Source organism: Phormidesmis sp. 146-20 (assembly GCF_052939475.1).
Map to the genome: position 1 here is coordinate 115,795 of NZ_JBJPHT010000002.1, position 12,600 is coordinate 128,394.

At 48.7% G+C, this 12,600-nt stretch carries 13 protein-coding genes; 8 read left to right on the forward strand and 5 right to left on the reverse strand.

Features of this window, described 5'->3' with window-relative positions:
• Window positions 1-205 precede the first annotated feature (205 nt).
• The 4 genes from ACKFKH_RS02640 (at window position 206) to acs (ending at window position 4,972) form a co-directional block, all read left to right on the forward strand.
• Complete coding sequence (locus ACKFKH_RS02640; protein WP_446856676.1) at window positions 206-2,182, forward strand: hypothetical protein; 1,977 nt, start codon at window positions 206-208, stop codon at window positions 2,180-2,182.
• 142 nt (window positions 2,183-2,324) lie between these two features.
• Entirely contained in the window at window positions 2,325-2,606 is a 282-nt protein-coding gene (locus tag ACKFKH_RS02645; RefSeq protein WP_446856677.1) for a type II toxin-antitoxin system ParD family antitoxin, read from the forward strand.
• Window positions 2,603-2,914: a type II toxin-antitoxin system RelE/ParE family toxin gene (locus ACKFKH_RS02650; RefSeq protein ID WP_446856678.1), complete on the forward strand. Its 312-nt coding sequence runs from the start codon at window positions 2,603-2,605 to the stop codon at window positions 2,912-2,914. Before ACKFKH_RS02645 ends, ACKFKH_RS02650 begins: the two co-directional genes overlap by 4 nt.
• A 93-nt stretch (window positions 2,915-3,007) precedes the next feature.
• Window positions 3,008-4,972, forward strand: coding sequence for an acetate--CoA ligase (gene acs / locus ACKFKH_RS02655; protein ID WP_446856679.1), 1,965 nt, complete (start codon window positions 3,008-3,010; stop codon window positions 4,970-4,972).
• A 373-nt stretch (window positions 4,973-5,345) separates the two neighbouring features.
• Here acs and ACKFKH_RS02660 read toward each other — a convergent pair whose 3' ends face one another.
• Window positions 5,346-5,972 (reverse strand): ExbD/TolR family protein, encoded by a 627-nt coding sequence (locus ACKFKH_RS02660; protein ID WP_446856680.1) that lies wholly within the window; start codon window positions 5,970-5,972, stop codon window positions 5,346-5,348.
• Window positions 5,973-6,035: 63 nt separating this feature from the next.
• Between ACKFKH_RS02660 and ACKFKH_RS02665 the strand changes: the two genes are divergently transcribed.
• Complete coding sequence (locus ACKFKH_RS02665) at window positions 6,036-6,218, forward strand: hypothetical protein (protein WP_446856681.1); 183 nt, start codon at window positions 6,036-6,038, stop codon at window positions 6,216-6,218.
• A gap of 73 nt (window positions 6,219-6,291) precedes the next feature.
• On the opposite strand, the gene ACKFKH_RS02670 is transcribed toward ACKFKH_RS02665, so the two are convergent.
• Window positions 6,292-6,939, reverse strand: a complete 648-nt coding sequence (locus ACKFKH_RS02670) for a MotA/TolQ/ExbB proton channel family protein (RefSeq protein ID WP_446856682.1) — start codon at window positions 6,937-6,939, stop codon at window positions 6,292-6,294.
• Between the two features lie 534 nt (window positions 6,940-7,473).
• Between ACKFKH_RS02670 and ACKFKH_RS02675 the strand changes: the two genes are divergently transcribed.
• Window positions 7,474-7,737: a DUF1543 domain-containing protein gene (locus tag ACKFKH_RS02675; RefSeq protein WP_446856683.1), complete on the forward strand. Its 264-nt coding sequence runs from the start codon at window positions 7,474-7,476 to the stop codon at window positions 7,735-7,737.
• Here ACKFKH_RS02675 and ACKFKH_RS02680 read toward each other — a convergent pair.
• Genes ACKFKH_RS02680 through ACKFKH_RS02690 form a run of 3 tightly spaced genes read right to left on the reverse strand, consistent with a single transcriptional unit; the run spans window position 7,729 to window position 10,895 of the window.
• Window positions 7,729-9,042 carry a bifunctional folylpolyglutamate synthase/dihydrofolate synthase gene (locus ACKFKH_RS02680; protein ID WP_446856684.1) on the reverse strand — a complete coding sequence of 438 codons (1,314 nt, stop codon included), beginning with the start codon at window positions 9,040-9,042 and terminating at the stop codon, window positions 7,729-7,731. The genes ACKFKH_RS02675 and ACKFKH_RS02680 overlap by 9 nt on opposite strands.
• A gap of 6 nt (window positions 9,043-9,048) precedes the next feature.
• Entirely contained in the window at window positions 9,049-9,519 is a 471-nt protein-coding gene (locus ACKFKH_RS02685; protein WP_446856685.1) for a rhodanese-like domain-containing protein, read from the reverse strand.
• Window positions 9,516-10,895 (reverse strand): sensor histidine kinase, encoded by a 1,380-nt coding sequence (locus tag ACKFKH_RS02690; RefSeq protein ID WP_446856686.1) that lies wholly within the window; start codon window positions 10,893-10,895, stop codon window positions 9,516-9,518. Before ACKFKH_RS02690 ends, ACKFKH_RS02685 begins: the two co-directional genes overlap by 4 nt.
• 133 nt (window positions 10,896-11,028) lie before the next feature.
• On the opposite strand from ACKFKH_RS02690, the gene ACKFKH_RS02695 reads away from it, so the two are divergent.
• Window positions 11,029-11,709, forward strand: coding sequence for a response regulator transcription factor (locus ACKFKH_RS02695; protein WP_446856687.1), 681 nt, complete (start codon window positions 11,029-11,031; stop codon window positions 11,707-11,709).
• 608 nt (window positions 11,710-12,317) lie between these two features.
• Window positions 12,318-12,599 (forward strand): hypothetical protein, encoded by a 282-nt coding sequence (locus ACKFKH_RS02700; protein ID WP_446856688.1) that lies wholly within the window; start codon window positions 12,318-12,320, stop codon window positions 12,597-12,599.
• Window position 12,600 lies beyond the last annotated feature (1 nt).

Genomic DNA, 12,600 nt, shown 5'->3' on the forward strand with positions numbered 1-12,600 from the left:
TCCTCATATCTTAAGTTCAGATCTTAAGTTCAGAGTCCAAAACTCAACACCTAAATCCCCCTCTCATCCCCTCCTCCCTCCTCCCTCCTCCCTCCTCCCTCCTCCTCCCATCCCTCCAAAGTTGGCTTTTTTTCAAGATGAAGAGTAGGATTGCATCTATTGCTTTGCGGTTTAAGATATCCTTGGCAATCGCGCAGTTTTTACGGTGGCTATGACTAGAGATCGCGGCATTCCTAATCGGCGGATTCCGAAACCTTCGCAGCCTCAGCCCCGCAGGAAGGCGGCCAACTTATCGTCTCAAAATCTAGACCGTTCGCACAAGGCCTCTACAAGGCAAACGTCTTCCTCAGAGACCGATTCCTCAAAGCAGACGCTTGATCGAGATAGTCCGCCTGACACTCCACCCGAAGCGACCTGGAAACGGCTCCGCAACTGGAAGACGGCTGTCATTTTGGGATTGGTCATGACGACGGGGTTGACCGCTTTCTCGATCGGGTTCCTGTTTAAGCTACCTGCCGTTCCCAACTGTCCCGCAATTTTTTGGCCGCTGGCCTCGGCCTCGCTGCGAATGCACTGTGCCCAGCTTGCCGCTAACAAACAAACCGTTAATGACCTGCTCGAAGCGATTAAATTAGTCAACAGTTTGCCGCCTGACCATCCCCTTCATGACGAAGTAAACCGTCTGGTCGAGCAGTGGGCCGAAGATATTTTAGGGCTTGCAGATGAAGCATTTCACGCCGGAAAACTCAAGGAAGCGATCGACGTGGCTCGCAAGATTCCCAACAACACCAGCGCCCACGACCAGATTGAGAAGCGGATTGAGAAGTGGCAGGGCATTTGGGCTGAAGCAGAGATTATCTATGGTCGAGTTGAAGACGCGCTGCGAAAACAAAACTGGCGTAAGGCTTCTTCGGAGGCGGCCCGGTTGCTGTCGATCGACAATAACTTCTGGCAAACCACCAAGTATCAAGAACTTACCACCATCATTACAGCGACTCGTCAGGACATTAGTAAGTTAGCCAAAGCAAAAGACTTGATCGATCGCGGCGGCGTAACCAATCTACTCGAAGCGGTCAAACTGATTTCTAGCATTGATGAAAAGAGCTATGTCTACCAGGAAGCTCAAGAAACCGTTGCCAAGGTAGGTCAAGAAATGATGGATTTGGCTCAGGCCAGACTCGATCGCAAAGACCTGTCAGGCGCGCTAGATATCATTAGCAAGATTCCACCGAATACAAAGTTGCAGCGTGAGGTCGAAGATTTTGATGTGATTGCACGAGCGCAGTCAAAAGCCTGGGGTGGTACGGCGGCAGACATTGAGGCGGCGATCGCTCAAGCCCAAGATCTCCAATTGGGCCGCCCTTACTACGATAAAGCCCAAAAACTGATCGCCCGTTGGCAGCTAGAAAAGAGTGATGTGGCACAACTAGAACGAGCGCGGCAACTGGCTCAATCGGGTAGATCAGATGATTTGGCGGAGGCGATCGCGCAAGCGTCTCTCGTTCCGTCTGACAATCCTCGGTCTAAAGAAGCGCAACAACTGGTCAGTCAAGTTTCGAGTCAGATGCAAGAGATGCAGGATCGGCCGATTCTCGACCAGGCAACTCAAATGGCCAGCAATGGCGATGTGAATGGGTTACAGTCGGCGATCGACGAGGCCAGACGGATCACATCAGGACGATCGCTCTACGACGAGGCTCAGGGCAAAATTGGGCAGTGGCGATCGCAGATTGCTCGACTGCAAGACCAGCCAATTCTCGATCAGGCGGACACGTTGGCGGATGCCGGAGATTTGCCGAGTGCGATCACGGCAGCCCAACAGGTCAATTCTGGCAGTGCACTTTACGATAATGCTCAGGCAAAAGTGCAAAACTGGCAAAACCGCATTCAAGCCCAAAGCAACCTGCAAGCAGCCAGAGATGCGGCCAATGGGGGCACGCCGGATGCGTTGTCAGAGGCAATTCGATTAGCAGATGGGGTGCCAGGGACGACTTCTCTACGAACGGAGGCTAATCAGGCAATCACTCAATGGAGTCAGCAGATTTTGCAGGCGGCGATCGTTCAAGCTGACACAGACGTTTTGGGCGCGATCGCCACGGCTCAAAAAATTCCCCCCCGCACCGAGGCCTACGCAGCCGCACAGTTACAGATTCAGGCTTGGAGAAAAGCGATCGGGCGCTAGACTAATCTTTCTCTGCGATAATTACTCCGGGCAGCTTTCTAGATTCCCCACCCGTGAGGGACTTTGAACCGGAATACGAAACTCAAGACTCCTTGAAATCGATCGCTAAAATAAGAAGAACTCTCCTCAGTCTCAGTCAACTATGGACATCTCACTCACCCCCGAAACTGAACAGTTTATTCAACAACAAATCGCGATCGGTAAGTTCTCCTCGATTAGTGAAGTGGTTGATGCTGGAGTCAAGCTTTTGGAAGAACGAGAACGCATCTACAAAGGACGATTTGAAGAACTTCAGCGCGAAATTCAGATTGGACTAGATGCATCAGAACGTGGGGAAGTCATTGATGGCGAAACATTTATGAACCAACTGCGAGAAAAACTGCAACAGAAAATACAACAGCAAGCGCAATCGATCGAAGAATGAGTCAGCAATATAGATTAACTGCTCCAGCAAGTCGAGATATTGAGAAGATTCTGGACTTTGTTGCAGGCACTCGTAGCCATGCTGCCTCTGACCAATTTCTCAGACAACTTGATCAAAAGCTCACTAACCTCACCCGTTTCCCACAAATAGGACGCAAACGAGATGACCTGGCTTCTGGGTTGAGAAGTGTTTCGCTTGATCGCTATCTAATTTTCTATCGCCTCATTGACAATGAAATAGAGATCTTGCGGGTGGTGAGTGGCTATCAAGACCTGGAAGCACTGTTCTCAAGCCCTGATGATCAGTAATTCACGAAACTCAAGATTCCTGTTGGTTGATCGCTCCCCAGAAACCAGTATCGTTTTTTTAGAGAAGATCCTAATTCTGATAAACCTGACAAAATGGCTGAATCCAATATTGAATCCACTCTGCACGAAGATCGCGTCTTTCCTCCCTCGGCTGAGTTCTCACAAAAAGCCACCATCAAAAGTTTAGAAGACTATCAGCAACTGGTCGATCGCGCTCAAGCCGACCCGCAAAAATTTTGGGCAGATTTAGCCACTCAAGAATTGCATTGGTTTCACCCCTGGGATACGGTGCTGGACTGGAGCAATCCCCCTTTTGCCCGATGGTTTGTCAATGGTAAAACGAATCTGTCTTACAACTGCCTCGATCGCCATCTCACCACTCGTCCTGACAAGCCCGCGATCGTCTGGGAAGGTGAACCCGGAGATACCCTGACGCTGACCTATGCCCAACTCCACCAGCAGGTTTGTAAGTTTGCCAACGTTCTCAAACATCTGGGTGTTAAAAAAGGCGATGTGGTCGGATTGTATATGCCGATGATTCCAGAAGCGGCGATCGCCATGCTGGCCTGTACTCGAATTGGAGCCGCCCACACGGTCGTATTTGGGGGGTTTAGTGCCGAAGCGCTGCGCGATCGCTTGATCGATGGTCAGGTCAAAGTCGTTGTCACCGCAGATGGAGGCTGGCGAAAGGATGCGATCGTGCCGCTCAAAACTCAGGTCGACAAAGCCCTTTCTCATCCCAATGTGCCTGTCGAAAAAGTTTTGGTTGTCAAGCGCACCGCTCAAGAAATCGAGATGAAAGACGGCCAGGATTTTTGGTGGCACGATCTCGAAACAGAAGTTTCTGCCGAATGCCCTGCCGAACCGATGGATAGCGAAGATATGCTGTTCATTCTCTACACGTCCGGCAGCACAGGCAAGCCCAAAGGAGTCGTTCATACGACAGGCGGCTACAATCTCTACGCCCACATCACCGCCAAATGGATTTTTGACCTCCAGGAATCGGATGTTTATTGGTGTACTGCTGACATAGGCTGGATCACAGGGCATAGCTATGTCGTCTATGGGCCACTTTCCAACGGAGCCACCACCGTCATGTATGAAGGGGCCCCTCGCGCCTCAAACCCAGGCTGCTTTTGGGATGTGATTGAAAAACACAAGGTCACGATTCTCTATACCGCTCCCACAGCGATTCGAGCCTTCATCAAAATGGGCGACGAACATCCCAAAGCGCGCGATTTGTCTTCCTTGAGGCTGTTGGGAACCGTCGGCGAACCCATCAATCCCGAAGCCTGGATGTGGTATCACACCGTGATTGGAGGAGAAAAATGTCCGATCGTCGATACCTGGTGGCAAACCGAAACAGGCGGCATTATGATTACTGCTTTGCCGGGTGCCATTCCGACCAAACCTGGATCTGCGACGCTGCCTTTTCCGGGAATTTTGGCGGATGTCGTCAATCTGGACGGCGATTCTGTGCCGACGAATGAGGGGGGGTATTTAGCGATTCGGCATCCCTGGCCGGGCATGATGCGAACGGTCTTTGGCGACCCCGATCGCTTCCGCAAAACTTACTGGGAACACATTCCAGTTAAAGAAGGGCACTACACCTACTTTGCAGGAGACGGGGCCCGACAAGATGAAGACGGCTACTTTTGGGTGATGGGTCGCGTGGATGACGTGATCAATGTCGCCGGACACAGGCTAGGCACAATGGAAGTTGAATCTGCTCTGGTGTCTCATCCCGCTGTCGCAGAAGCCGCTGTCGTGGGCAAACCCGACGAAGTAAAAGGGCAAGACATTGTAGCCTTTGTCACGTTGGAGGGCGATCATCAGCCCAGCGATGACCTGGCCAAAGCACTCAAAAAACATGTGGTCAACGAGATTGGCGCGATCGCTCGTCCGGGTGAAATCCGATTTGCTGACGCTTTACCCAAGACGCGATCGGGCAAAATTATGCGACGACTCCTCCGCGATCTGGCTAGCGGGGTCGAAATTTCGGGTGACACCTCCACGCTAGAAGACCGCAGCGTTTTAGAAAAGCTTCGTCAAAGCTAAGATTTCTAATCTCAAGAAGATCCAACTTCCCAATGGGTAGGCGATTCGTCTACCTTTTTTAATGTGAATTGGGTTTAATGTGAACTTGATGAAGTCTTTCGCTTTGGTTTCAGAGTCGGATTGTCTCCTAAATCCTCCATAAGTGAGAAATTTTGAACGAGAAACCTTATCTAAACGTCAATATCTAAACGTCAATTCGATGAAGTTTTTCACTGAGGTTTTCTGCTTCGTTGTTCAATTCTTCTGCCCCTCAACTCCTCATTCTGAGAAACTTTTGCATGAGAATTCTAGATTAAAGTCTCTCACTTGTGCTGGTCATTACCAAGATCTCCTACGACATTAAAGAGCGCAAAAAGATTCATCGAATTCAGGTCTACTGGGGTGGAAGTGGCGAAGGCTCTGTGTTGGGCTGAGTTCCGGAGCCTGGAGGAAGGGTTGGCTGAGGAGAAAGGGGAGTTGGGGTCGTTTGTAAGCCGCCGGGATTGGGTGCGATCGGGTTTCCAAACAGATCGGTGCCGCCGGGAGCGACAGGAGGGTTGATGCCAGGGGTTACAAGAGGCGCGGGAGTGGTTGGAGTGGGAGACGGTTGACCACTTGGAGGGGGGGCTGTGGAGAGAGCAGCCCGATCGCCCCCCACCGTTCGTAAAATGTCTAGCACTTGAATCACATCGTTATAGAGTGCCGTTTGAGAAGCACTAAGAACCAATAAGCCTTCGGGTTGCTGCTGGTGATAGTTTTGCACGACCTGGAAGAGTTGGGCACGATCGACGGGTTGTTTATCCACGTAAATCTGCCCTGCGGGATCAATGTAGACCATGAGGGATTCTTGCGTCTGCACGGTGCCTGTGGCTGCTTTGGGCAGATCGACGTTGATGCCTTGCTGACGGGTTAATTGCAGAGCCGCCAAAATAAAGAAAACCAGAATGCAGAAGATCACGTCAATCAACGGAATGATCTGGATCTGCGCCTCGTCGTTGGGAGAATCTAGGTTGAGCTTCATAAGGGATGAGGGATGAGGGATGAGGGATGAAATAGTCACTTTGGTCGATTCATGGGTTGATTCATGGATATCAACGGCATTGCTGAACTGTGGGATGAATTGCCCCAAAGCGGAGGGAAACCCAAGGTTCAAAGCCCTCCAATTTTGGGGGATTTAGGGGGCGAAAAGCTTGACACTTCCCACGCATTCATCCCTCCAATCAGCAACGCCGATATCAACATCCCTTGGTTTGTTCTTGACCTATGACTAGCGGCGCACGATTAAACGGAATGGGTCAGCCTGCTGAGATGATTTGGCAAATTTTGAGCGGTGCAAACATTCATCCCTCATCCCTCATCCCTCCTTTGGTTTGCCATTTTTGACGGTAGAGCAGTTCTAGATCATTGCCAGCGCGACGGAAGACCTTGGCCTGATTGAAAATGAGTGCCTGAAAAATTCTGTAGAAGCCAGCCGCAAGAATCGCCACGATCAAGCCTGTTGCGGTGCTGATCAAGGCTTCGCCGATCCCCGTTGTAACGCCTGCTGTAGATGCGGTGCCAATGTCGCCCAGTCGAATCGACCCCAGTGACGTAATCAAACCAAGAACCGTCCCTAGCAAGCCCAACAGCGGAGCCAGGGCAATCACCGCTTCGAGAATCTTGTCGCCTCGCCGCATGGAGACAATTTCTTCATCAGCAGACGATTCGAGAGCTAATCGAAACAGTTCTGGGTCAGGGTCTTGGAGCCGCAGGGCAGCATAGAGAAATCGGGCGATCGGTTGGTCATAAGCCTGCCGTGCAATCTCAGTTGACATCCCCCAGTCTTTACGAGAGGCATCCAGAATCCGATTGACCGTCTCTTTTTCTTTGTTGAGGACATTGAACCAAAACCACGATCGCTCAATAATGGCGCTCAATGCCAAAATCGAGAGCAGCAGCAGCGGCACCATTGTCACGCCGCCCTTTTGAAATAGTTCTACGATGTTCATCGTCTGTTCTCTCCAGTCATGCCTCACACCTGATGGTGAATTTCCAGCCTCTCACAAATCTGAGGCATTTTAATTTTAGAGACTCGATGGATGGTTGATGCAGGCCGATCGTAATTTAGTGTGAATGATCCGGGTAGATGATTCAATCTAGATGCTCCTTGAACTTTCTGGATGCTCCTCGAACTTTAAGGATGGTTCGGTGAAGTCCTTTCGCTTCGTTGATCGCGTCTTCTGCCCCCAAGCTGCCAATTTTGGGGGGCTTCAAGACCAGATTTCCGGTGGAAAGTTCTTGATTGGTGGAAAATTTAGAAGCGACTGAACACTGTAACCAAATCGAACAAGACTATCGAATTGACATTAAAAAAAGGCGTTGCTGAATCAGAGGATGAATTGTCCCAAAGCGGCGGAAACCCCAAGGGTCAAAGTCCCCCAATTTTGGAGGATTTAGGGAACTGATCGAGTTGATAATCCTAGCGAAAGACTCATCGGATTCAGGTTGATTTAGGATCGCTGTATAAACTTTTGGGAGCCGAAATGCTGAAAAAGAGCTTATTCGCAGTGTTTTTGGGAGGCAAACTGGCAAGCGATCGGTTAGGTGAAGATCATGAAGTCGTGTTTGTGATCGCTGGAAGCCAAAAAGAAGCGAGAACCTTGGCAAAGGCAAAATGGAAAGGCATTGCAGATGGGATACATGTTGATGCCATTCAAAAGTTAGACATCGTTGACGGACATCGCATTCTATTAACGGAAACTGAGGAAAGCGATCGGGCAAAAATTGACGACCGATACTCAGCTTAGATTTGTTTTTACAAAAAAGTGACCTATCAAATAAAGTGAACCACACAAAACAATCAGTTCGTTGTGGGTGTTTTGTAGCGCTGCTTCTAATCCTGAAAACACGTCTGTATAAACGTTACAGTCACCCAAATCAGGACAGATCTGTAGGGCTAACGTCGATAGTTTTTCAGGCTCGGCAGAACTGTGACCCGGAACAGGAACGAGGTAGAGAAAATCGCCCGATCGCAGCAGTTCTTTAAACACGTCCGCATGATCTTTAGTCGAAAGCATTCCCATCACCCAATGCACAGGAGAAGCGTCTAACGACTCTACAAACTGACGCAGCACCTTAGCGCTAGCGGGATTATGGGCCCCATCGATCAGGATTTGGCGTTCTTTGTATCTAAACCACTGCAACCTTCCTGCCCACTGAGTTTTAGCGATTCCATCCCTGATTGCCTGATCCGAAATCTTCCATCCCTGCTGCTGGAGAAGTTGTAGAGCGGCGATCGCCAACGCTGAATTGTGTCGCTGGATCGCGCCTTGAAGGGGAAGCTGATAACGGAGGGAGGACGGAGGACGGAGGACGGAGGACGGAGGACGGAGGAGGGAGGACGGAGGAGGGAGGACGGAGGAGGGAGGGGTGTACTCTGCCCAACCGTTGCCTGAATCTGTGGCAGGGTCGGGGTAAATGACGGGGCAGTTGACTTCGACGATGCGGCGATCGATGACCTGTTTTGCCTCTGGGGGAATCTGACCAATTACGGCGGGACAGCCGGACTTAAGGATGCCAGCTTTTTCTCTAGCGATGTCTGCAAGGGTTGGGCCGAGTCGTTGCCAATGTTCCAGACTGAGAGAAGTAATGATAGTGACAAGGGGACGATCGCAGACATTTGTCGCATCCAATCGACCGCCTAATCCCACTTCGACCACGGCAATCTCTACCTGCTGTTGAGCAAAATAAAGCCACATCGCCGCCGTAATTACCTCAAATTGAGTTGGACAAAAAGCGGGATCAATTGCTGCCTCGACTTCTGATAAAACCTGCTGCAAATCTTCTGGAGAAATTGATCGGTTGCTAATACAAATTCGTTCACACCAGCTAACTAAATGTGGCGATGTGTAGCGTCCAACTCGATAGCCCGCTTCGGTCAAAACCGATGACAAATAAGCACAAACGGAACCCTTGCCATTGCTGCCTGCGACATGAATAATTGGAACGCGATCGTGTGGATTGTTTAACGCAGACAAAAGCCGCTGACTCGCCTCCAATCCTAAGTGAATTCCAAACCGTTCAAACCGCTGCAAAATTGCATCAATATCCACAAAATATTACTCCTGGTTGTCACTCAATGCTCTCAGATCGTCCTTCAATAAATAGCCCCATGCTGGACTGTAAAGATGCACCCGCTGCACCCGCTGCCCTTGAGCGTAAATAGGTTTACCCTGATTTGCCCACTCAAAAATTGAGCCTTCCAGATTCATCACTTGAGTAAATCCTGCTTGCTGGAGTCGATCGACCACCCGCGCCGATCGATAGCCTACCGAACAGTACACCACGATCGAGGTTTCTAAAGACAGTTTCAAATCAGAAAAATCGTGGATATCTGGATTAATTCTCTGAGCATTATCCAAATGGCTAACATTGTATTCCGCTTCAGTTCTTGCATCCAGTAAATGAGGTTTGCGATCGCTCTCTAACCAATTTTCTAGTTCACCAACTGATAGGTGGCGCACCCTGGGAAACTGAGTCCGAATCAGCAGATTGAGCGCAGACCAACTGAGCCGATCAAAAGGATTCATTCACGACCACCTCGCGGAATCCTTACCGTAAAAGTTGTCCCCATTCCTTCCTGACTCTCTAAGGTCAATTCGCCATTTTGTAGCGCAACACATTTTTTAACCACAGCTAATCCTAATCCAGTTCCAGCGATCGTCGTGGCGTTTTGTCCCCGATAAAAAGGCTCATACAATCGAGAACGATCGCCTAAAGGAATTCCTAACCCTTCATCCTTAACCTGAAAAATAATCACTCCCAATTCACTCTTTAAGGTGAGTTTGATTCTGCCTCCCGTGGGTGAATATCTGATCGAGTTAGATATCAAATTTCCTAATGTAGAATAAAGCAGTTTTTCATCTAATTGAGCATGAGTGTAATAACAGTCACTTGTGAATTGAAACGAATAAATTGCTGGTGTTGCACATTCAAAATCTTCAATTAAGTTGAGACAAAAAGCTTCTAAGTCCAACAGTTCTAGACTACACTGCAACTTTCCAGCTTCTGCCCGCGTTAAGGTGAGAATATCTGTTAGTAGTTGAGTCATTGATTTTGCAGAAGATTGAATTCGCTTTAAGTTTTTCTGTTTACGATCTTCCGTCCAATACTGCTGACTTTCAATGAGTAGTTCAACAGATCCCAAAATTACACTTAAAGGCGTTCTAAATTCATGCGAAACCATTGAGAAAAACTTTAACTTGAGTTCGCTTAACTCTTTTTGTTGAGATAGTTTTTGTTCAGAAGCTTCAGCTTGTTGACGTTTGACTAACTGTGAGTAAAATCCTAGAAACCCCAAAATCAAAATTGAAAATCCAGAAAGAGTCAGCCAGGTTTCGATTAATTTTCTTTCATAAATACTCACCTGAGACTGCTTGATCGACTTCTCTAGCTCTTGTTCTTCCTGAGTTCGCATTTCATCAATCACAGCTTGGATTTGCTCTCGCAAAACAACACTGCGCTCGGTCATCAAAGCTTGAGTGTCTAACGCGGACTGATCTCGCTGGTAGAGAGCGATCGAGTCTCTAAGAAGTACCAACCTCTGACTAAGTAACCTTTCTAATTTAACTAATTGCTGAGACTGCGTTGGATCAGCGGATACTAATATCCGAAGCTCAGTCAACTCCGGCTCAAACTGAACGATCGCAGTTTCATATCGCGCTAACTCTTTGCGATCGCCCGAATAAATGTAGCCTCGCCGCCCCGACTCAACCACTGTCATCGTCGCAAATACATCAACTAATTTTCTAATAATTTGATAAGTTTGTTGAGATTTTTTGTTATTCTCAATAAGCTGTGTCGCGTTTTGATAAGAGACTGTACTCCCCAAGCCCATCAACAGCGTCAATGCTAAAAACCCTACAATCAACCCTTTATCTTCGGGCGACTTTTTTAAGAAAAACATGGAACTCTTCTTTAGGAAACGTGAAGTGTAAGAATCAGATTTACAGAATTAAAAATGATAGCAATTCATCACCTTACTCTATTTACAATAGCCAGAAATTACCCCGAAAATCGCGTCCAAATCTTGCTCAACCATGCGAATTTTAGTCGTTGAAGATGATATTCAATTAGCCGACGTTCTCAATGAGGCACTGACCGATCGCCAGTATACGGTTGATGTCGTTCAAGATGGCGAAATGGCGTGGACGTGGGTCTCTGCCCTCCAATACGATCTGATTGTTTTGGATTTGACGCTACCCAAACTGGATGGGGTCAATTTTTGTAAAAGACTGCGCGATCGCAACTTCACTTTTCCAGTCTTGATGTTGACAGCCAGGGATACGATCGCAGACAAGATCATCGGTCTGGATGCGGGCGCTGACGACTATATGGTAAAACCCTTTGACCTGCAAGAACTGATGGCTAGAATCAGAGCCTTACTGCGTCGAGGTAGTAGCCTATCGTCCACAGGATTGGTCTGGGGCAGTCTACGAATGGACTCCAGCACCTACGAAGTTTCCTATGAGGGCAAGCCGCTTCAACTCACGCCCAAAGAATATTCGCTTTTAGAACTGCTCGTTTCCAATGGACGGCGCGTTTTGAGTCGGGCAGGCATCATCGATCGCCTCTGGTCACTCCAAGAGCCACCCACTGAGGAGACGGTCAAATCTCACATCAAAAGCCTCCGTCACAAGCTAAAAGCCGTCAATGCTCCCGAAGACTTTATCGAAACCGTTCACGGATTGGGATATAGGTTGATGAAGAGTGAGGAGTGAGAGGTGAGGAGTGAGGAGAACTTGAAAGCTCAAACTTAGAATTCAAAACTCTTTTCATCCCTCCTCGCGAAGCGGAACAAAATTCTCCCTCCTCGCGAAGCGGATTACCCCCAAAGGGGGAACAGATCATCGAAGTTCTCCCTCCTCTATCAAACCCTCTCCCCGATTTCTCCCCGATTTCTCCCCCTTGTCTCCACGTCAAAGCAGTAACGTTTCAAATTAGAGAAATTTGATCGGCTTTGCGATCGCCCTCAGATGTGAAACCTTGACTCGGTTGGGTCGCGCTCCCTAAGACCTTCTCGAGGTAAAGATCTCCATCCAACTGGCTTATCACACCTGATCAAGAGGCTTCGGTTAGCTGGGAAAGGGGAAATCTTGGCTTGCGATCGGACACTCCGACAACAAGCCAGGAAACCAACCGAAGGCAATTCTGTCTGTGGTTAGTTGTGGCAGACCTCTAATCACAGGCATCTTCTTATAGAGATTGTCACGAATGGCAGCTTTCAACTCAGCGCACTCTTGGCTGCTATTTCTGCAAAGTTGTTTATCTTCATGAAACTCCCCAGGTTCTCAATTTTTTTGTCCGTTGATTCATTCTCTTTTGTTAGATGAAAAAAGAACTCTACAACGGCTGGCTGATTGAATTTATCTCAGAACCAGCTGGTTATTCGTATCAATGTTGGCTTCCGGGCGATCGAGTGGCGGTGAGCGATCGTAAGCTCTATGTCACGCTAGAGAGTGTCCAGAATGCTGCACGAAAACGGGCAGATTTGGAGGCTGTCAAATGGGCGCTCAAACACTGCTACTCTACCTACATTCAGGGCAGTCTTAGCGCCGATGAATACTTAACCTTAGAAGGTCTAATTACAGGTGCCTTAACGCCCGTTTAAC

Excerpts from the sequence above, each read along its gene's own strand:
- ACKFKH_RS02690 (WP_446856686.1), bottom strand. The coding sequence starts at position 10,895 with ATGTTTTTCTTAAAAAAGTCGCCCGAAGATAAAGGGTTGATTGTAGGG.
- ACKFKH_RS02685 (WP_446856685.1), bottom strand. The coding sequence starts at position 9,519 with ATGAATCCTTTTGATCGGCTCAGTTGGTCTGCGCTCAATCTGCTGATT.
- acs (WP_446856679.1), top strand. The coding sequence starts at position 3,008 with ATGGCTGAATCCAATATTGAATCCACTCTGCACGAAGATCGCGTCTTT.
- ACKFKH_RS02670 (WP_446856682.1), bottom strand. The coding sequence starts at position 6,939 with ATGAACATCGTAGAACTATTTCAAAAGGGCGGCGTGACAATGGTGCCG.
- ACKFKH_RS02700 (WP_446856688.1), top strand. The coding sequence starts at position 12,318 with ATGAAAAAAGAACTCTACAACGGCTGGCTGATTGAATTTATCTCAGAA.
- ACKFKH_RS02665 (WP_446856681.1), top strand. The coding sequence starts at position 6,036 with ATGGATATCAACGGCATTGCTGAACTGTGGGATGAATTGCCCCAAAGC.
- ACKFKH_RS02650 (WP_446856678.1), top strand. The coding sequence starts at position 2,603 with ATGAGTCAGCAATATAGATTAACTGCTCCAGCAAGTCGAGATATTGAG.
- ACKFKH_RS02695 (WP_446856687.1), top strand. The coding sequence starts at position 11,029 with ATGCGAATTTTAGTCGTTGAAGATGATATTCAATTAGCCGACGTTCTC.
- ACKFKH_RS02675 (WP_446856683.1), top strand. The coding sequence starts at position 7,474 with ATGCTGAAAAAGAGCTTATTCGCAGTGTTTTTGGGAGGCAAACTGGCA.
- ACKFKH_RS02660 (WP_446856680.1), bottom strand. The coding sequence starts at position 5,972 with ATGAAGCTCAACCTAGATTCTCCCAACGACGAGGCGCAGATCCAGATC.
- ACKFKH_RS02645 (WP_446856677.1), top strand. The coding sequence starts at position 2,325 with ATGGACATCTCACTCACCCCCGAAACTGAACAGTTTATTCAACAACAA.